Annotated in this window: 16 protein-coding genes and 2 pseudogenes; 4 read left to right on the top strand and 14 right to left on the bottom strand. The window is 63.7% G+C overall.

Features of this window, described 5'->3' with window-relative positions:
- Window position 1: 1 nt before the first annotated feature.
- Both BGI51_RS24135 and BGI51_RS24130 read right to left on the bottom strand, forming a co-directional pair.
- Window positions 2–778, bottom strand: a complete 777-nt coding sequence (locus BGI51_RS24135; protein WP_405046471.1) for a methyl-accepting chemotaxis protein — start codon at window positions 776–778, stop codon at window positions 2–4.
- A gap of 78 nt (window positions 779–856) precedes the next feature.
- Window positions 857–1,672 (bottom strand): annotated as a pseudogene (locus tag BGI51_RS24130) (MCP four helix bundle domain-containing protein); the annotation flags it as partial.
- 162 nt (window positions 1,673–1,834) lie between these two features.
- Here BGI51_RS24130 and BGI51_RS17970 point away from each other — a divergent pair.
- Window positions 1,835–3,025 carry an MFS transporter gene (locus BGI51_RS17970; RefSeq protein WP_187979204.1) on the top strand — a complete coding sequence of 397 codons (1,191 nt, stop codon included), beginning with the start codon at window positions 1,835–1,837 and terminating at the stop codon, window positions 3,023–3,025.
- Here BGI51_RS17970 and BGI51_RS17965 read toward each other — a convergent pair.
- Window positions 3,022–3,288: a hypothetical protein gene (locus BGI51_RS17965; protein ID WP_187979203.1), complete on the bottom strand. Its 267-nt coding sequence runs from the start codon at window positions 3,286–3,288 to the stop codon at window positions 3,022–3,024. The two genes, BGI51_RS17970 and BGI51_RS17965, sit on opposite strands and share 4 nt — an antisense overlap.
- Window positions 3,289–3,338: 50 nt before the next feature.
- A pseudogene (locus tag BGI51_RS17960) lies at window positions 3,339–3,790 on the bottom strand (MarR family winged helix-turn-helix transcriptional regulator).
- 179 nt (window positions 3,791–3,969) lie between these two features.
- Between BGI51_RS17960 and BGI51_RS17955 the strand changes: the two are divergent.
- Both BGI51_RS17955 and BGI51_RS17950 read left to right on the top strand, forming a co-directional pair.
- Window positions 3,970–5,202 (top strand): MFS transporter, encoded by a 1,233-nt coding sequence (locus BGI51_RS17955; RefSeq protein ID WP_411566975.1) that lies wholly within the window; start codon window positions 3,970–3,972, stop codon window positions 5,200–5,202.
- Window positions 5,203–5,291: 89 nt separating this feature from the next.
- On the top strand, window positions 5,292–5,948 hold the full coding sequence (locus BGI51_RS17950; protein ID WP_133861899.1) for an ion channel: 657 nt from the start codon (window positions 5,292–5,294) through the stop codon (window positions 5,946–5,948).
- On the opposite strand, the gene solA is transcribed toward BGI51_RS17950, so the two are convergent.
- The 9 genes from solA to BGI51_RS17905 all read right to left on the bottom strand — a co-directional run bounded on the left by solA (window position 5,945) and on the right by BGI51_RS17905 (window position 15,946).
- On the bottom strand, window positions 5,945–7,114 hold the full coding sequence (gene solA / locus BGI51_RS17945; protein ID WP_187979202.1) for an N-methyl-L-tryptophan oxidase: 1,170 nt from the start codon (window positions 7,112–7,114) through the stop codon (window positions 5,945–5,947). The two genes, BGI51_RS17950 and solA, sit on opposite strands and share 4 nt — an antisense overlap.
- Before the next feature lie 299 nt (window positions 7,115–7,413).
- On the bottom strand, window positions 7,414–8,697 hold the full coding sequence (gene dctM, locus BGI51_RS17940; protein ID WP_187979201.1) for a C4-dicarboxylate TRAP transporter large permease protein DctM: 1,284 nt from the start codon (window positions 8,695–8,697) through the stop codon (window positions 7,414–7,416).
- Complete coding sequence (locus BGI51_RS17935) at window positions 8,694–9,335, bottom strand: TRAP transporter small permease (protein ID WP_187979200.1); 642 nt, start codon at window positions 9,333–9,335, stop codon at window positions 8,694–8,696. Before BGI51_RS17935 ends, dctM begins: the two co-directional genes overlap by 4 nt.
- Before the next feature lie 56 nt (window positions 9,336–9,391).
- On the bottom strand, window positions 9,392–10,393 hold the full coding sequence (locus tag BGI51_RS17930; protein ID WP_187979199.1) for a TRAP transporter substrate-binding protein: 1,002 nt from the start codon (window positions 10,391–10,393) through the stop codon (window positions 9,392–9,394).
- Between the two features lie 72 nt (window positions 10,394–10,465).
- Window positions 10,466–11,326 carry an HpcH/HpaI aldolase/citrate lyase family protein gene (locus BGI51_RS17925; RefSeq protein WP_187979198.1) on the bottom strand — a complete coding sequence of 287 codons (861 nt, stop codon included), beginning with the start codon at window positions 11,324–11,326 and terminating at the stop codon, window positions 10,466–10,468.
- 17 nt (window positions 11,327–11,343) lie between these two features.
- The gene (locus tag BGI51_RS17920) at window positions 11,344–12,543 is read right to left on the bottom strand and encodes a CaiB/BaiF CoA transferase family protein (RefSeq protein WP_187979197.1); all 1,200 of its coding nucleotides are present in this window, start codon (window positions 12,541–12,543) and stop codon (window positions 11,344–11,346) included.
- Window positions 12,544–12,559: 16 nt separating this feature from the next.
- On the bottom strand, window positions 12,560–13,909 hold the full coding sequence (locus BGI51_RS17915; protein ID WP_187979196.1) for an MmgE/PrpD family protein: 1,350 nt from the start codon (window positions 13,907–13,909) through the stop codon (window positions 12,560–12,562).
- Window positions 13,910–13,919: 10 nt separating this feature from the next.
- Window positions 13,920–15,083 carry an acyl-CoA dehydrogenase family protein gene (locus BGI51_RS17910; protein WP_405046425.1) on the bottom strand — a complete coding sequence of 388 codons (1,164 nt, stop codon included), beginning with the start codon at window positions 15,081–15,083 and terminating at the stop codon, window positions 13,920–13,922.
- Window positions 15,084–15,118: 35 nt separating this feature from the next.
- A complete protein-coding gene (locus BGI51_RS17905) occupies window positions 15,119–15,946 on the bottom strand; it encodes an FAS1-like dehydratase domain-containing protein (RefSeq protein WP_187979195.1) in 828 nt (275 codons plus the stop codon).
- Between the two features lie 124 nt (window positions 15,947–16,070).
- Here BGI51_RS17905 and BGI51_RS17900 point away from each other — a divergent pair, with 124 nt between their 5' ends.
- Complete coding sequence (locus tag BGI51_RS17900; protein ID WP_187979194.1) at window positions 16,071–16,985, top strand: LysR substrate-binding domain-containing protein; 915 nt, start codon at window positions 16,071–16,073, stop codon at window positions 16,983–16,985.
- Window positions 16,986–17,197: 212 nt separating this feature from the next.
- Here BGI51_RS17900 and BGI51_RS17895 read toward each other — a convergent pair whose 3' ends face one another.
- Window positions 17,198–18,193: a fatty acid desaturase gene (locus BGI51_RS17895; protein ID WP_187979193.1), complete on the bottom strand. Its 996-nt coding sequence runs from the start codon at window positions 18,191–18,193 to the stop codon at window positions 17,198–17,200.
- Window positions 18,194–18,693 lie beyond the last annotated feature (500 nt).

Raw genomic sequence — 18,693 nt, 5'->3', positions numbered from 1 at the left:
CCTAGACCACGAAGCGCTGCAGGGCGCCGTGCAGATCGGCGGCCAGGGCGGAAAGCTGCTGGCTGCTGGCACTGGTCTGCTGGGCGCCGGCGGCGGTCTGGGTCGCCGCGTCGCGGATCAGCGTCAGGTTGCGATCGACCGCCGCCGTGGTGGCCGTCTGCTCTTCGGTGGCCGCGGCGATGGCGTCGTTGCGCTGGCCGATGGCGGTGATGGCCTGAGTGATGCCTTCCAGCACCTGCCAGGTCGCCTGGGCTTGGTCGCGGGTATGGCTGGCCTGGAGTCGACTCTGATCCAGGGCAGTCACCGTCTTCTCGCTGACCTGCTGCATGCCATCGATCAGGCCTTCGATCTCACGGGTGGAGTCGCCCGTGCGGCGGGCCAGGCCCCGCACCTCGTCGGCCACCACGGCGAAGCCGCGTCCGGCATCCCCGGCACGGGCTGCCTCGATGGCGGCGTTGAGCGCCAGCAGGTTGGTCTGCTCGGCGACGTTGCGGATGACATCGAGCATCTTGCCGATGCCCTTGGATTGCTCGGCCAGCTGGCCAGCCTGGTTGGCCGCCTCGTCCACGTTGCCCACCAGCTGGGTGATGGCGGCCAGCGTCTGGCGGACCTGCGTCTGCCCCTGCTTGGCCTGATCGACGCAGCGCTGCGATTCGGCGGAGGTGGAAGTCGCGTGCTCGCATACCGCCTGGACCGCCTGATTGAGCTGGGTGACGGCATTGGCCGCATGCTGGATATCGGTCGTCTGCTGCTCCAGATTGCGGCAGCTTTCATCCATCACGGCACTCACCTGGGTCGAGGCCGAGGCCAGTTGCTCCGAGGCATTGCCGGTATGGGCCAGCACCTCGCGCAGATTGCCCTGCATACGCTCCAGCGCCAGCAGCAGCATGGCTGCCTCGTCGCGCCCCTGGGGCTGGATGTTCTGCCGCAGATCACCCGCGGCGATGCCGCCGGAGATGTCCAGCGCCTGGCGCAGCGGCTGCACCACGCTACGGGTCAGTCGCCAGGCCAGGAGCAGCAGCAGCAGAATGGCGCCGCCAATGACCGACCAGACGATGGCGCGGGCCTGCAGGAACTGGACGTTCGCCACCTCCTTGGCCTGGGCCGCGCCCTGCTTGTTCAATTCGCGCAGCAGTTGCACTTGCATGTCCATCAGATCGCCCTTGAGGCCCACCACGGTATCCAGTTGCATCCGCGCGGCCGGGATCTGCTGCTGCTCGATCAGGCGCACCTCTTCGCGCAGGCCTTCCACGAAAGGCAGATAGGCTTCGTGCAGGGCCTTGATCGAATCCCCTTCGGTCGCATCGGTGACGACCGGCGCATAGTCCCGGAACAGCTGATCGGTTTCGTTGACCAGTTGCTCCAGGGTGACCCGGCTCATGGCCACGGCGCCTGGATCCTCAGCATTGAGCAGCACCACCGAGGCCTGGTTGCGCAACTTGCCGAGGTTGATCGCCAGGGAATCGGCGATGGCGATACTGGGTAACCAGTCCTGCTCCATGCTCAGGGCCTGACGGCGCAGCTGCTGCATCTCCCATAGCGAAAAACTGCCCAATCCGGCGAGCAGCACGGCGGCGAAGGTAAAGGAGAACAGCATCCGCGGGCCGGTCTTGAGAGCTCTCAACCAGGAACGGCGGGAAAGGCGGCGAAGGGGCGCGAGGATCCGAAGCATGGAGGCGTCACTGCAGGAAGACGGTCAAGCACAGCAGCCTAGGCAAGCCAGATGTCGAGCTGATTACAAAATGCCATTGCCCGAAAAAATCAGACGATTGCGGCGAAAGGAAACTGGGGCTAAGGTCCGCCCCATCTATTCGCCATCCTGTCCGACGCTGTCATGACTACCCCTGTCGCCAAGGCTTCGCCTTTACAGATCCTGCTGCTCGGCATCGCCCAGATCCTCGTCTGGGGTGGCTCCTTTTTCATTCTCGCGGTGCTGGCCGATCCGGTGGTACAGGAGACCGGCTGGTCCCGGCAATGGGTCTATGGCGGTCTTTCGCTCGGCGTCCTGGTCTCCGGCCTGCTCGCACCGGCGTGTGGCCGCCTGATCGCCCGCCAGGGCGGCCGCACGCTGCTGTCGCTGAGCGGTCTGGGGGTGGCCGCCGGGCTGACCCTGATGGCCAGCGCCCAGCATCTGCCGCTGTTCCTGCTCGCCTGGGTGGTGATGGGAATCGGCATGGCCGCGGGTCTGTACGATGCATTGTTCGCGACCCTGGGCACCTGCTACGGCACCCAGGCCCGCTCGGCGATCAGCGGCATCACCCTGGTCTCCGGCTTCTGCACCGCCATTACCTGGCCCGTCGCCGCCTTCATGGTGAGTCATCTGGGCTGGCGCGGTGCCTGCCTGGTCTATGCGGCAGTCCTGTTGCTGACGATCTGGCCCCTGTATCGACGCGCCCTGCCCGCGCCGGTCCTCGCCACCCAAGCGCCGCGGCCCAACCAGACGGCACCGGCAGTACCGGTTGATCGCACCCTGTACATCGTACTCACTGCCCTCTTCACCCTGGGCGCGGTGCTGATGACAGCCATCTCCGTCCAGCTGATTACCCTGCTGCAGGGGATCGGCTACAGCCTGGCCAGCGCCGTGGCGCTGAGCGCCTGCCTGGGGCCAAGTCAGGTCGCCTCACGGATCATCGACCTGCTCAACCGCAACGGCCATCCGCTGTGGACGGCCCTGGCCTCGGTGGTCTGCACGGCCGCCGGCCTGCTGCTGGTCACCCTGGGGCCCAGCCTGGTCTGGGTGACGGTCGTGGGTCTGGTGATCTTCGGCGCAGGCAATGGCCTGAGGGCCATCATTCGTGGCGCCCTGCCGCTGGCGCTCTGGAGTCCGGCGGAATACGCCACCATCCTCGGCCGCATGGCGCGCCCGGCATTGCTCGGCCAGGCCGCCACGCCCCTGCTCTGTGGCTATGTCCTGGAACACCATGGCCCCCAGGCGGTGCTGGGTCTGCTCTGCCTGCTGGCGCTGATCAACGTGGCACTGGTCGCCTGGTTGTTCAGGGCGATCCTCAGCCGTCGCGACGCCTAGTCGCAGGCAATTTCCAGGGGTACCAGGCGCAACCTGATGCCGGTGCGACGCAGGGTAAGGATATCGCCCTCACGCTGCCCGACCTCGTCGCCCAGGGTGCTGCGCAGCGTTTTTTCGTCGAGCAACTGGGCATAGGTCCGGGGATCTTCCCCCTGGCAGCTTTCGGCGATATGCAATTCGCCCTGCAGCAGCTTGCCCGCAGTGCGCCCGCTGGTGAGATCCACGAGCAGATAATCCTGGTCAGGCTGGTACTTGAAGGTCATGCGAATTCCCCGGCGACTGTAGCCATGGGAACCGCTCGTACCCGGTTGGTTCAGGACGTCGGGTTGCCTTCCTCGTCCAGACGAGTGCGCAGCATGACCAGGGTCTCGCGCAGATCATCCAGGCCCGCATCGCCCAGGGCGCAGACCTGCCGCACCCGGCTGTTGACCCCATTGGCCTGATCGCGCAGCGCGCGACCCGCGGGCGTCAGTTCTATCGACAGGTTGCGCTCGTCTTCGGCACTGCGACGGCGCGTGACCAGCCCGGCGGCCTCGAGGCGCTTGACCACGGGGTCAGGGCACCGGAATCCTGCCGCAGCCGATTGGACAATTCCTTGAGCGTGAGGCCGTCATGCTCCCAGAGCACCAGCATGATCAGGTACTGCGGGAAGGTCAGGCCCATGCTCTCCAGCAGGGGCTTGTAGAGTTGCGTCATCGCCAGCGAAGCCGAGTACAGGGAAAAGCAGAGTTGCTGGTCGAGGAGCAGTGGATCTTTGGCTGTCATGGGATCTGCCATTACAAAAAGCGTGAAAAGAGTGGAAGGTGCGATCTATCCCCAGCCAGGTCAAGCACCCGGGTGACGTGGGGTCGGTTGCCGGAAACATCCGGTAACTGGCACTGGATTCCGATACCACAGGATGCCACAGTGAGCGGCTGGACATAAATAATAAGGGTAATACCTGCATGGCCGTTTCCTCTGCCACGCCAGCCGTTCCTGGCGAAAATTCCCCCGCCGCCCTGGCCGGCGCCTCGCCGATGGTCGCGGGGATCCTGGCCTCCTGTGCGCTGGCCCACCTCATCAACGACCTGATCCAATCCGTCCTGCCCTCGATCTATCCAATGCTCAAGGACAGTTATGGTCTTACTTTTACCCAGATCGGCCTGATCACCCTGGCTTTCCAGATCACCGCCTCCCTGCTGCAACCCTGGATCGGCTTCCATACCGACCGCCATCCTAAACCCTATCTGCTGCCCGCCGGCATGGTCTGTACCCTGATTGGCGTACTGCTGCTCGCCTTTGTCGGCAGTTTTCCCGCGATCCTGGCCGCTTCGGCGCTGATCGGCGTCGGTTCCTCGACCTTTCACCCGGAAACCTCGCGGGTAGCCCGCCTGGCGTCGGGGGGACGCTTCGGCCTGGCGCAATCCACCTTCCAGGTCGGCGGCAACGCCGGCACCGCCATCGGCCCCCTGCTGGCGGCAGCCATCGTCATTCCCTACGGTCAGACTCATGTCGCCTGGTTCGCGCTCTTCGCGCTGTTCGCCATCGGCGTGCAGTACGGACTGTCGCGCTGGTATCGCAACCACCTGCGTAGCGCCAAGGGTCGCAAGGCCGCCGCAGTCAGCCACGGCCTGTCGCGCGGCCAGGTGACCTTCGCGCTGATCGTGCTGGCGCTGCTGGTGTTCTCCAAGTACATCTACATGGCCAGCATCACCAGCTACTTCACCTTCTATCTCATCGAGCGTTTCGGCCTCTCGGTGGCCAGCTCCCAGCTGCACCTCTTTCTCTTCCTGGGTGCGGTCGCGGCCGGAACCTTCTTCGGTGGCCCCATCGGCGATCGCATCGGCCGCAAGGCGGTCATCTGGTTCTCGATCCTGGGCGCGGCGCCCTTCACCCTCGCCCTGCCCTATGTCGACCTGTTCTGGACCAGTGTGCTCAGCGTCATCATCGGCTTCATCCTGGCTTCGGCCTTCTCGGCCATCGTGGTCTATGCCCAGGAGCTGGTACCGGGCAACGTGGGCATGATCGCCGGGATCTTCTTCGGCCTGATGTTCGGCGTCAGCGCCATTGCCGCCGCGGGGCTGGGCAATCTCGCTGACCATCGCGGCATCGAATACGTCTACCAGCTGTGCTCCTACATGCCGCTGCTGGGTGTCCTGACCATCCTGCTGCCCTCCACTCGCCGCAAGGCGGCCTGAGGTCCGCGCCACGGGAGCACGAGGCTCCCGTGGCGAAGCGCTTCGCCACCCGCTACGCTGGCCGCCCCTGAGCCTTTCGCCGAGTCGCGATGAAGAGTCCGCTGCACTACCTGGTCCGTTACCCCTCCGCCAACCTGCTGTTCATCCAGTTGCTCGGGCTGCTGCTCTACCCCTTCGTGGAGCAGGAAGAACATGGGCGCGCCATCATCGGTGCCTTCGGCATCATCGTCCTCGCCACCGCCCTGCGCATGGTGCGACGGAGCCCGACCATCCAGTGGCTGGGGTTCATTCTCGCCGGCTGCATCTTGGTGCTCACGGTACTGGTGGAGTGGCAGGGCAATCGCCACCTGGTGGTATCCCTGGCCATCCTCGATGCGATCTTCTACTTCTATGCCGCGGGCAGTCTCATCGCCTACATGATGGAAGACCAGCGAGCGACCACCGATGAACTCTTCGCCGTGGGTGCGACCTTCACCCTGCTGGCCTGGGCCTTCGCCCATGCCTACTCGGCCTGTCAGATCCTGCAGCCCAACAGCTTCACCGCCGCCAACGATCCCCTGGCCGCACGCACCTGGACCGAGCTGCTCTACGTCAGCTTCGCGATCCTCTCCGGCGTCGGCCTGAGCGATATCTACCCGATCAAGCCGATGGCGCGCTCGCTGGTCATGCTCGGCCAGTTCTCCGGTGTCATGTACATCGCCCTGGTAGTGACCCGGCTGGTCACCCTGACGGTGCGCAGCCGCTAGCCGAATCGCGCCAGGCTGAAGCTGCCGAGATCGATGTCGCTGCGCCCGGTGGTCACGCGCTGGGCGAGCGCCTCGCCCAGCGCGGCCGAATGCTTGAAGCCATGTCCCGAACAGGCACTCACTACGGTCACGCCCGGCAGCGCCGGATGCTCGTCGACGATGAAGCCGAAGTCGGACGTCACGGTGTAAGCGCAGACCGCGCTGCGTACCGCCCGGTCTGAAAGACCGTCAACCCACCTTCCCACCTGATCACTGAACAGCCTGCTCGATTCTTCAGGATGAAGGGATCTCTCGATCCCACTAGGGGTGGTATTATTCTGGTATTGTTCCGTGGCGACCTTCACGGCATTTTCGCCAGGCAGAGGAGGAAAGCCGTAGAAAAGATCGCTGTCGCCACTGCCATGGGCGAGGATGAAGCTCGGTGAATCCGCCGGAAACAGTTCGGGCCTGGCGACTTCGAACCAGTGCAGGGTCTGACGGCAGACCCGCAGCAGCCGGTCGAAAGGTGCGCCCAGCAATTCAGCGCTCCACATGCCGGCGGCGACGATGACCCGCTTCGCCCGCCAGCGACCTTGTGCCGAATGCAGCAGTACGCCCTGCTCGTCCGTCTCCAGCCGTTCGATGACGGTATCGGTATGGATCCGGGCACCCCGCTCACGCGCGCCGTCCAGTTGCGCCTGGATACAGGCTTCCGGATAGAGGTAACCCCCACCAGGTTCGAAATAGCCCAGCGCGTCTTCCGCTACCTGGAATTGCGGAAAGCGCTGGCGAATGGCGGCGCCATCCCAGGCCTCATGAGGGATCCCGTACTGGCGCGCCAGCTCCAGGGTGGCCTGGGTGAAATCCGGGCGACCGTGATGGGAGGTTGCCGTCGCGGTGGCGGTCATGATCAGTACCCCGCATTGCTCGAACAGCCGGACGCTCCTCTCCGCCTCCAGCTCGCGCCAGAGTTGCTGCGAGCGGATCGCCAAGGGCACGTAGGCTGCACCCTCGCCCACCGCCTGGCGAGTAATGCGCGTCGCGCCGTGACTGGAGCCCAGCTCATGGGGCGGCGCATAGCGATCGATGCCTGCGACCTTCACGCCACGCCTGGCCAGTTGGTAAAGCGTGGCGGCGCCCATGGCGCCCAGGCCCAGGACAATGACGTCATGAGTTGCGTTGGTCATCTTATCCCCCTGCCTTCTTCGCTTATTGAGCAGCGAACGCTAGCAAGACGAGCTGCCCAGGACCAGGCGCGGAGTCAGCGATGGGTGGTCATCGTCTCCATGACATGTTCGTGCAAGAGGAATCGAAGGGCGGCAGCTCGGTTTTTACAGGGGTGGTATTGGACGGGGATCAATTCAGGAGCCGCGGAGCGACAACGACGGTCGTGGCCGATCGTTCTGTTCATGGCGCCGCCTCAACCACTGGATGAAGTGTCCGGTCGCAAGTCGTCGGACGCTTCACCCAGTCACCCTCCTCTGCCTTAGGTCATGCCCAACCAATTCGGCAAGGCCAGGGACAGATAAGGTACGTAGGTCACCAGGATGAGGAAGGCGAGCATCACCAGCAGCCAGGGGGAAACGGCCTTGATGGTGGTGGTCAGCGGCATCCCGGTCACCGCTGAAGTGACGAACAGATTGAGTCCTGTCGGCGGTGTGATCAGTCCGATCTCCATGTTGACCACCATGATGATCCCCAGATGGATCGGATCTATCCCGAGCTGCACGGCGATTGGGAAGAGGATAGGTGCAAGAATCAGGATGATCGCCGAAGGCTCCATGAAGGTGCCCGCGATCAGCAGCACGATGTTCACCACGATCAGGAACTCCACCGGCGAGAACCCCTGGGCCACGACCCAACCCGTGATCGACTGGGGAATCTGCTCGGTGGTCAGTACATGAGCGAACAGCATGGCGTTGGCGATGATGAACATCAGCACCACGGTCAACTTGCCTGCATCGATCAGCACCCGGTGGCACTCTCTCAGCTTCATGTCCTTGTGCACGAAGACCGCGACGATGGCTGCATAGATCGCCGATACCGCCGCCGCTTCCGTGGGGGTGAACATGCCCGAGTAGATGCCGCCGAGGATGATCACGATGAGCATGAGGCCCCAGATGGCACGGCGACCGGTGCGCAACACCTCCTTGAAGGACGCGCGTGGCAGTGCCGGGATATTCTTGATCCGGGCGATGACGTAGATGGTCACCATCAGCACCAGCCCCAGCAGCAACCCCGGCACCACCCCCGCCATGAACAGCTTGCCCACCGAGGATTCGGTGGCCGTCGCATAGACCACCATGACGATGGAGGGCGGGATGAGAATCCCCAGGGTGCCGGCATTGCAGACGATGCCGGCCGCGAATTCGCGCTTGTAGCCCGAGCGGACCATGCCGGCGATGACGATGGAGCCTACCGCGGCAACGGTGGCTGGCGACGATCCGCAGAGGGCGGCGAACAGCATGCAGGCCAGGATCGCGGCGATGGCCAATCCACCCCTGATATGGCCGACGCAGGCGTTGGCGAACTCGATCAGCCGATGAGCCACCCCGCCCGTGGTCATGAAGGCTCCGGCCAGCAGAAAGAACGGAATGGCCATCAGGGTGTAGTGCTCGCTGGTCTCGAACAGCTTGATGGCCAGCGAGCGCACCGAGTCGTTGCTGAACAGCAGGATGGTGAGCGCGCCGGAAAGCCCCAGGGAAATGGCAACCGGAATGCCGATGAACATCAGGACGAAAAGCGCCAGGAACAGAAAGGTGATAGTCATGGCTGGCGCTCCGTGCCCTGGTGTCCGTCGACGAGCTTGAGAGCATCCTCGGCTTCACTGTGTCCACCGAACCCGCTCTGCTCGTTGCGCAGGATGCGCAGGAACACCTCGACGAAGCGGATAAGCATGAGACCGAAGCCGATTGGCACGATCATGACGATATGCCACTGACGCAGACCGAAGCGGTCGAGATCCTCGGCACCGATGTTAGCGTTCATAAGCGCCGCTACCCATTGCTGACTGGAATAGGTCATCAGTCCGCAATAGAAAATACAGATACCGACCGCCAGCAAGGCAACCGACCTGCGCAGCGCTGGCGGAAAGGTCTTGATCAGCAGATCGACCCCCAGGTGAGCGCCGAGGCGCACGCCCCAGGCCAGACCGATGAAGATCAGCCAGCCGAATACGGCCTTGGCCAGGGCAACGCTCCAGGTCATTTCCTGGGAGACGAAGAGAATGCCATCGCCGATGGCGAAGAGGGGTTTTTCCAGAAAGGGAAGGAGATCGGCGAAATAATAGAAAACGGCGTAAACGTTGTTGACCACCACGTAGAAGAAGGTGATCAGGGTCATGACCGCCAGCAGGAAGGCGACGAGCGCCTCCTCCAGCCGGCACCAGAGACGAGTCACGGCGGGCATAAGAACCTCCGACAACAGCTGACAGGGGGCGAAGGAAAGAAGCGCTCGTGGCTTTTTTAGCTAGCCCTGTTGGCGTCGACGGCCGCTTTGATCACCTCGCTGCCAATCTCTCCCTCGAACTGCTTCCATACCGGCTGCATGGCCTTGCGCCAGTCTTCGCGTTGCGCGGGAGTCAGCTCGATGATTTCGCTGGTACCGGCCTTGGCGATGGCGCTACGCGCCTCGTCGTTGAGGGCCTGAGCCTGGCGGTTCACCTCGACAGAGACCTCGGCCATCACCTTGCTCAGCTCGCTGCGAACATCCTCCGGCAGCCCCTGCCAGAACTTGGTATTGGTGATCACCATGTAGTCGATCAGGCCGTGGTTGGTCTCGGTGAAGTAAGGCTGAACCTCATAGACCTTCTGGCTGTAGTAGTTGGACCAGGTGTTCTCGGTACCGTTGACGACCCCGGTCTGCAAGCCCTGATACACCTCGGCGAAGCTCATCTTGCGCGGCACGGCACGCAGTGCCTTGAATTGCTCATCGAGGACCGCCGAGGCCTGGACGCGGAATTTCAGGCCGCGGGCATCCTTGGGTTCACGCAGCGGCTTGTTCGCCGACAGCACCTTGAGCCCGTTGTGCCAGTAGGCCAGCCCGGTGATGCCCTTGCCTTCCATGCTGGCCAGCAACGCCTTGCCCTGGGGGCCGGCCTGGAAGCGATCGACCGCGGCCATGTTGTCGAACAGGAAGGGCAGATCGAAGACCTGCACCGCCTTGGCGTAGTGCTCGAACTTGGCCAGCGAGGGCGCCAGCATCTGGACATCGCCCAACAAGAGAGCCTCCATCTCCTTGCCATCGCCAAACAACGACGAGTTGGGATAGACCTCGACCTTCACCCGGCCGGGCAGGCGCTCTTCCGCCAGCTTCTTGAACAGCACCGCGCCCTGCCCTTTGGGCGTGTGCTCGGCGACCACATGGGCAAACTTGATGGTGATGGGAGCTTCATCTGCCGCGTAAAGCGAACCGGCGAAGGAAAACACGGCGGCACAGAACAGCGTCTTGATAGTCAACGTGGGCATGGCGACACCTCATCTTGTTTTTGTAATCAGGTCGGGTTTATTAAACGCGCCCCCTCCGTGGGGTGGAATTCATCATTGCCCAACAGGGCCTTCAGCTCTGCCTAACACCGGAGCACCTGTTTGCAGACGCCTCAGCAGTCGCTGGGCCCGCCCGATGACCGGTGCATCGATCATTTTCCCGTCGACGACGAAGACCCCCACGTCGCCCTGACTCGCCGCGATCACCTGCCGTGCCCAATCGATTTCCGCTGGCGTCGGCCGCAGGCTGTCGTGCACCACGGCGACCTGGCGGGGATGGATGCACAACAGGCCGCCGAAGCCCTGGTCACGCGCACTGGCGGTGGCTGTCGCCAGACCGGCCAGGTCATCGATGGCTGGAAAGACGCTGTCCAGCGGTGCGGGCAGCCCGGCCAGTCGGCCTTCCAGCAGGAGTAGAAAGCGAGCCTGATCCAGCAGCCGTTCGGCTGCCGCCGTACCGCTTTCCAGACCGAGATCCAGGCCCAGATCCAGACCACCGAGCACCAGGCGCTCCACCCCGGCAGCCCCGGCGACCTCCTTGAGTCGATCCAGCCCCCGGGCGCTCTCGATGATCGGCCAGACGGGCTTGCCCGTCTCGGCATGGACGCGCTCGACCTGGGCGGCGCTTTCCGCCTTGGGCAGGACGACCCCGAGCACCTGCCCCAGGCGTTGGCACAGCGCCAGGTCGTCGCCGTGCGCCGAGTGAGCGGCGGCGTTGATCCGTATCCAGACCCGTAAGGCAGGCGCGGCGAGCAACGCCTGTTCGAGGGCGCCGCGTGCTGCGGTCTTGGCGGCTTCAGCGACCGCATCCTCCAGGTCCACGATCACCACATCGGCACCGCTGGCCACGGCCTTGGCGATTCGCTCCGGACGAGTCGCCGGGACGAACAGGGCCGAGCGAGGATCAGCAGCCATCCTGCTGGCGGTAGGGGTCATAGCGCACCTCGCTGGCGCAGCGCCTCCAGCGCGGCGTGGTCATAGCCCAACTCCTGCAATACCGCTTCGGTGTGCTCGCCCAGCGCCGGGACCGGATCCATCCGCGGCTCGAAGGCACTGTTGCTCGCCGGTGGCAACAAGGCGGGCAAGGGACCGGCCGGACTGCCGACCTCACGCCAGCGATCACGCTCGCGTAACTGGGGATGCGCCCAGACGGCCGCCATGTCATTCACCTGGGCATTGGCGATCTGCGCCCGCTCCAAGCGGGCGATGACCTCTTCGGTCTTGAGCTCGGCGAACGCCTCGACGATCAGGTCGCGCAGCACGCCGCGATTCGCCGAACGTTTGAAGTTGGCGGAAAATCGCGGATCGGTAACCAGTTCCGGCTGCAACAGCACCTGCTCACAGAAGAGCTGCCACTCCCGCTCATTCTGCAGGCCCAGCATCACCGTGCCGCCATCGCCTGCGGGAAAGGGTCCGTAGGGGTAGATGGTGGAGTGGGCGGCGCCGGCACGCGCGGGGGCCGGCATGCCGGCGTAGGCGTAATACAGCGGATAGCCCATCCACTCCACAAGGCTCTCCAGCATGCTGACCTCGACGCGACTGCCCTCCCCGGTCCGCTCCCGCAACAGCAGCGCCGACAGGATGCCACTGTAGGCATACATCCCCGCGGCGATATCAGCGATCGAGCAGCCCGCCTTGGCCAGCTGGTCATCGTCTGGTCCACCCGTCACCGAGAGAAAACCCGCCTCGCTCTGAATCAGCAGATCATAGGCCTTCTTGCGCTCGTAGCTACCTCCTGCGCCATAGCCGGACACATCGCAGACGATCAGCCGGGGAAAGCGCTCGTGCAGCGCCTCGAAGCCCAGCCCCAGCCGACTCGCCGCGCCCGGCGCCAGGTTCTGCAACAGGACGTCCGCCCCGGCGAGCAGCTTGTCCAGCACGGCCAGGGCATCATCCTGCTTGAGATCCAGAGCCACGCTCTCCTTGGAACGATTGGTCCAGACGAAGTGGGAGGCGAGTCCGGCGACACGTTCGTCGTAGCCCCGAGCGAAATCGCCACTGCCTGGCCGCTCGATCTTGATCACCCGGGCGCCCAGGTCGGCCAGCTGCCGGGAGCAGAACGGGGCCGCGATCGCGTGTTCGAGACTCACGACCGTGATGCCATCCAGAGGACGAGGTTTTTCGACAGCCATCTTGGTTCACTCCGGGTCAGGTGAAGCAATAGAGATCCACGCACTCGTGCAGCCGCCAGGCCTGGGCGATCAGGGCCTCGGCCTCGGCGGGTGGGCGTTTGCCGGCGAAGGCGACCAGCCGGCGGAACTTGTCTTCCAATTCGGCCCTGTCGAGGGTATTGCCGGGATCACCCTTGGGCTCGTCGATACGTCCCTGCAGAACGGCGCCCTGGCGGGTTGTCACCTCGACCCTTCCCAGCCAACGCTGGGGATAGGCGGCATCGACCTCGGGGTCCAGCCGCATGCCGACGCGCGCGCGGAAGGCCGCGACCGCGGGATCGTTCAGCGCGGAATTCGCAAATTCGCCAAGTTGCGCCTTGCCATGGACGGCGATCAGACCCAGCACCGTGCCCATGGAAAACTTCGCCTGATGCACGGTCCGCGGCACGTCCACGCGCCCGAGCACGTCCAGGGCGCCCTGGTGAACTCGTGCTGTTACCCGGGCAATGTCGTCGGGCGCCAGGCACTCGCGCTGCATCAGGTCCAACAGGGCATCGGCAGCAGGATGGGTATGCCGACAGGACGCATGGAACTTGAAGGAGGTTTCCAGCAAGGCCCAGCGCTGCCCCAGGCGATCGCTCAGGCGGCGGGCGTCGGCGTCACTGGAAAGGCCGGCAGCCATCCCCTGCTCGCCTTCCAGGATGTTGCGCGCACCGGTCAGCCCTTGCGCCGTGAGATAGGCTGCGAGCAGTCCATCCCCCGCTGCCTTGGCGGTATGCAGCTGCTTGGAATCCGCCGCGTCACGCAGGAACTCCCAGAGCCCCGCCGCCTGGGTGCCCGCGCTGCCAAGCACCTGGATGAACTGCTCCCGGTCGAAGCCCAGCAACTTGCCCACCGCCACCGCCGCGGCCAGGGTGCCGACGGTGGCCGTGGTGTGGAAGATCCGATAGTGCGAGCGCCCGAGAAATTCACCGATGCGGATGCCTGCCTCATAGCCGGCGACCGCGGCGACGATCAGCTCCTGTCCGCTCTTTCCCAGGTCCTGGGCGGCGGCCAGTGCGGCGGAAAAGACCACCGTCGCCGGATGCAGCACCGAGCTGTTGTGCAGATCATCCTGCTCCACCAGATGAGAGGCGGCGCCATTGACCAGCGCGGCAAAGTAGGGCGAGGTGCCGTAGGGCGCGACGAGTACCCGGGCCCGCCCCTCGCGGGGGCCCATGGCCTGCGCATAGGCATGGAACAGCGGTATGGGATGGCTGCCATCGCTGGCCAGTGCGGAGCCCAGCCAGTCGAGAAACAGCTCTTCGGTCCGAGTGACGACGCTGGCTGGCAGATCCGCATAGGCCAGCTCGCCGAGATAGGCCGCCAGACGTTCGGTATGGGTCATGGCAGTCACCCTAGAACGAGCGCGGCAATTCGAGCAGGTGCTCGGCCACGTAGGAAAGAATGAGGTTGGTGGAGATGGGCGCCACCTGGTACAGGCGCGTCTCGCGAAACTTGCGCTCGACGTCGTACTCGGTGGCGAAGCCAAAGCCACCGTGCGTCTGCAAACAGGCGTTGGCCGCCTCCCAGCTGGCCTTGGCCGCCAGGTACTTGGCCATGTTGGCCGCCGCGCCGGCGTTTTCGCCGCGGTCGTACAGATCGCAGGCGTGCCAGCGCATCAGATCGGCTGCCTCGATCTCGATATGGGCCTCGGCGATGGGAAACTGCACGCCCTGGTTCTGCCCGATGGGGCGACCGAATACCACCCGGTCGCGGGCATAGTGACTGGCCTTCTCGACGAACCAGCGGCCGTCGCCAATGCATTCCGCGGCGATCAGGGTGCGTTCGGCATTGAGCCCATCAAGGATGTAGCGGAAACCCTTGCCCTCCTCCCCGATGAGGTTGCTAGCGGGAATTTCCAGCTCGTCGAAGAACAGCTCGTTGGTCTCGTGATTGACCATGTTGGGGATGGGCCGAACCGTGAGCCCCTTGCCAATGGCCTCACGCAGATCCACCAGAAAGATCGACATACCTTCGGATTTGCGCTGGACGGCCTCCAGGGGTGTGGTCCGCGCCAGCAGGATCATCAGATCGGAATGCTGCACCCGGGAGATCCACACCTTCTGCCCATTGATCACATAGCGATCGCCCTTGCGCACCGCCGTGGTCTTGATCTTGGTGGTGTCGGTGCCGGTGGTGGGCTCGGTGACGCCCATGGACTGCAGCCGCAGCTCGCCGCTGGCCAGCCGTGGCAGATAGCTGTTCTTCTGCTCTTCGCTGCCATTCCGCAGCAGGGTGAACATGTTGTACATCTGCCCATGGATGGTGCCGGAGTTGCCCCCGCAGCGGTTCACCTCCTCCAGGATGATGGATGCCTCGGCCAGGCCCAGCCCCGAGCCACCATAGGCTTCCGGAATCATCGCGGACAGCCAGCCTGCCTCGGTCATCGCCTGGACGAAGTCCTGGGGAAAACCCTTCTGCTCATCGATTCGGCGCCAGTATTCGGCCGGAAAGCCCGCGCAGAGGCCACGGACGCCATCGCGAATGGCGGCGAATTCTTCTTGTCGTTCGTCCAGCATGGGGTTTCTCTCTTGTCGTTATAGGGGCACCGCTGTCACTCGAAATGCAACTGAGCCATCTGGGCGACACCGGCGCCATTTCCGGCCCACAGCTCCGCCTCCCCGGGCGCGATGACCTGACCACTGAGCGTGAAGGGAGCGGGTGCGATCAGCGGACGAACGCCGCGATAACTGAATTGCCGTATCCGCGCGTTGGGATGGGCGCGACGAAAGCTGCGCAGCAACAGGGTCGCGATGAGCGGGCCATGGACGACCAGACCGGCATAGCCTTCCTGTTGGGTCGCGTAGGGCCAGTCGTAGTGGATGCGATGACCGTTGAAGGTCACCGCCGAATAGCGAAACAGCAACGTAGGCTCGGGCACCACCGACTCCGCCCAGCCACCGAGAGCGATGGCTTCGCCGCTGCCGGCCTTGGGCGCTCCGGGCTCGCGATAGACCAGGTCCTGCTCTTCGCACAGTACCAGTTCGTCGCGCTGGAAATAGCGATGCTCGACGGTCACGAACAGCAGGCTGCCGCTGCGGCCCGCCTTCTCCTCGACGCGTAGCAGGGTCGAAAGGCAACGAGCCTGCTCGTCAACGCGCAGTTCGCCGAGAAACTCCAGGCGTCCGCCTGCCCACATGCGATTACGCCCTTCCGCCGGCGGCAGGAAGGTGCCCCGCGCCGCGTGACCATCGGGCCCGAGCTGGGCACCTGCCACGGGATTATCGAAGAAGGCCCAGTGCCAGAGCGGCGGCAGCGCCTCGCCTGCAGCCAACGGCGATTCGTCGAAGGTATGGGCGATACGCGCGACTTGGCGTTGACCCAGGAACTCGTGGGTTTCGAGCGTTCGCCCCACCCAGGCTTCGGCCGGCGTAGTGTTCATGTCTGGCTCCCGTCATTAGGCTCTCAACCAGCTTGAGGGGAGTTGTTTCGTTCTGTGAATTTACATTTGCGTAAGCCGGCATTCGGCTAGGCTGAACGCCGAAAGACGTACCGAGTACAAGAGCATGCATTTCGACCTGCCTGACCTGCGGCTTTTCATCCATATCGCCGAATCGCCCAGCCTGACCCAGGGCGCACGCCGGGCCGCACTCTCTCCGGCAGCTGCCAGCGCCCGGATAAAGGCCCTCGAAAGCCAATTCGGCATCCGCTTGCTATACCGTGACAGCCGCGGCGTAGAGCTCACGCCAGCGGGTCAGCGTCTACTGCAACATGCCCGCCTGGTTATGCGCCAAGTCGACTTTCTCAAAGGTGAATTCACCGAGTACCGCAGCGATGCCAGCGGGCATATCCGTATCTTCGCCAACACCACGGCGGTTACCGAGTTCCTCCCGGGGCTGCTGGCCGGCTATCTCGCCGATCGCCCCGGCGTGACGGTGGATCTGCAGGAGCGCCTCAATCGTGACATTGTCAGGGGGGTCATCGACGGGGCAGCGGATCTGGGCATCACCGCCGGGCTGATCGAGGCCAGCAATCTGCAGATCCTGCCCTACAGCATGGACCGCCTGACGCTGGTAGTACCGACCGATCATGCCTTGGCGAGCGAGCCCCAGGTCACCTTGCGTGAAACCCTGGACTACCAGCACATCTGTCTGCGCGAGGGCACCAGCCTGCTGAATTTCCTGCGGGATCAGGTGGAGCGTCTCGGTGCCACCCTGAATCTGCGTATCCAGCTTTCCAGTTTCGAGGCCGTGTGCCGCATGGTCGAAGCCAAGGTGGGCATCGGCATCCTGCCCGAATCCGCCGCCCAGCATCACGGCAAAAGCATGGCCATCAAGACGGTACGGCTCGAAGAGCCCTGGGCCCTGCGCGAGCGAAATATCCTGGTCAGGGATCTGGAGGCGCTGCCGGAAAGCGTCCGTGCCTTGGTCAGGCTGTTGCAGCAATCAGCCAAAGGCGAAGTAAACCGGGAACACGCCTGACGAGGCGATCCCGGAAGTCATCCTTTCGACTACACCCCTGTCTAGTGAAACCGGAGCGCTCCCAATTTGCGCATCACTTCGTCTGCAGTCCAACGCCGGTATTCGGTTCAATCATGACGACCATGGCGTCTCGATCGTGGCTGGTCCCTTCGCCGTTGAGTGCTGCAGCAGAGGAGTCGAAGGAGACTGATCAGCTCTTTACAGGGGTGGTATTATTTAGTGATAAGAACTATGGCACATGGCCGTCTGCCAGCCGGCGTACCCGCTGCTTGCGCTTGAGGATGCAGTGGCGCATCCACGGGTCGCCAGGCGAAACGCCAGCCCAAGTCGCGATAGCCGGAAAACAGGAAACCACCACTGCGAACCTGGTAGGCACGGCGCCTGGCTCGATAGACCCGCGGAATGAAATACCAGGGCAAGCCCGGCAGATCGTGGTGAACCAGGTGCAGGGTGTTGTTGAGAAATAGCCAGCGCAGCGCCCCACCGCTTTCGTTGAGTACGCATCTTTGCGCAGGGTCCAGCGCCGGACGATGCTCGTAGAAAGATCGGATCAGCGCCACGGCCAGCGCCGGCCAGGCTACCCCCAGCACATAGACCTCCAGGGGCATGCCAGATAGCCAGTGAATCGCCAGGAGCAAGCCTGCACACAGCGCCAGATGAATCAGCCAGACGCGCAGCACGCCCCGCTCCCCGCGCCACCCGCGGCGTACTTCGAGATCGAGCATGCCGTGAAGCGACAGGATCGGGCCAACCAGGAGCCGACCGATCAGGGTCTTGTCCATCCAGAGCAACGCACGCCCGACCTGCCCTCGCCGCTCCCAGAGTTCGCCATCGACATAACGGCTCTCGGGATCGAGGGTCGGATCGGTGAGGTTCTCGCGCCAATGGTGCGCCAGGTGGCTGTCACGATAGAGCGGAAAGGGAAACCAGAGGCCGAGGGGCGGATAGGCGAGCAAGGCATTCACCCCGGGCCAGCGAGTTGGATGTCCATGAATCAACTCGTGTTGCAGGGACTGATGCAGCACCACCAGGATCGTCAGCGGCGGCAGGATCCAGAAACCCAGTAGCGGCCACGCCCAGACCAGCGTCAGCCAGCCGGCGTAGACACCGACGATCAGCCCCCAGGTTGGCCATTCACTTCGACCGGTGGCGGTATGCAGGAGCAGCTTGATCAGGCGGCGGTGCCGCGCATCGAGATAGACAGTCACCGCAGGGTCCTGATAACGAGAAATCAACGCTGACCCTAAGGAAAAACAAGAGGGAAGCCAAATATCGTTAAGGCATTACCTCATGAAAAGACGTTATTCGACCACCTCGCTGCTTGTAACTTCGCCTGATTGAACGCCTTGTTTAAGCAATCTCTTACGTCTTACCTTACATAGCATAATGCTCAAAAAATCATAAGCTTATAAGCAAAAACCGATCAGGCAGCTCAACTGTTTCGTGAGCAACACCTGCATTTAAAAATCAGTTAAAGACATATCCTTAGCAGCTTTGAAGATTGGCGGCGCTCTTGAACGCCCATCTAGACTTCCGCCAACTTTCACGAACTTCAAAGTTTGCCATGCCGCTGTCTGATAAAACTCTTCTACCTGCTGCGCCTGCGCGAACTGCAAGGGTGAATTTCGTTGCCGAGCTGGCAGCCTGCGACGTGTCCAGCCCCCCTCCGCTGCGTCGGCTGCCGACCCTGAATCGAGCCGAAGCGGCA

Source organism: Pseudomonas oryzihabitans (assembly GCF_014522265.1).
GTDB classification, from domain to species: domain Bacteria; phylum Pseudomonadota; class Gammaproteobacteria; order Pseudomonadales; family Pseudomonadaceae; genus Chryseomonas; species Chryseomonas aestiva.
The sequence above is the reverse complement of the archived record's forward strand: the minus strand, read 5'-3'. Positions and strand labels throughout refer to the sequence as shown.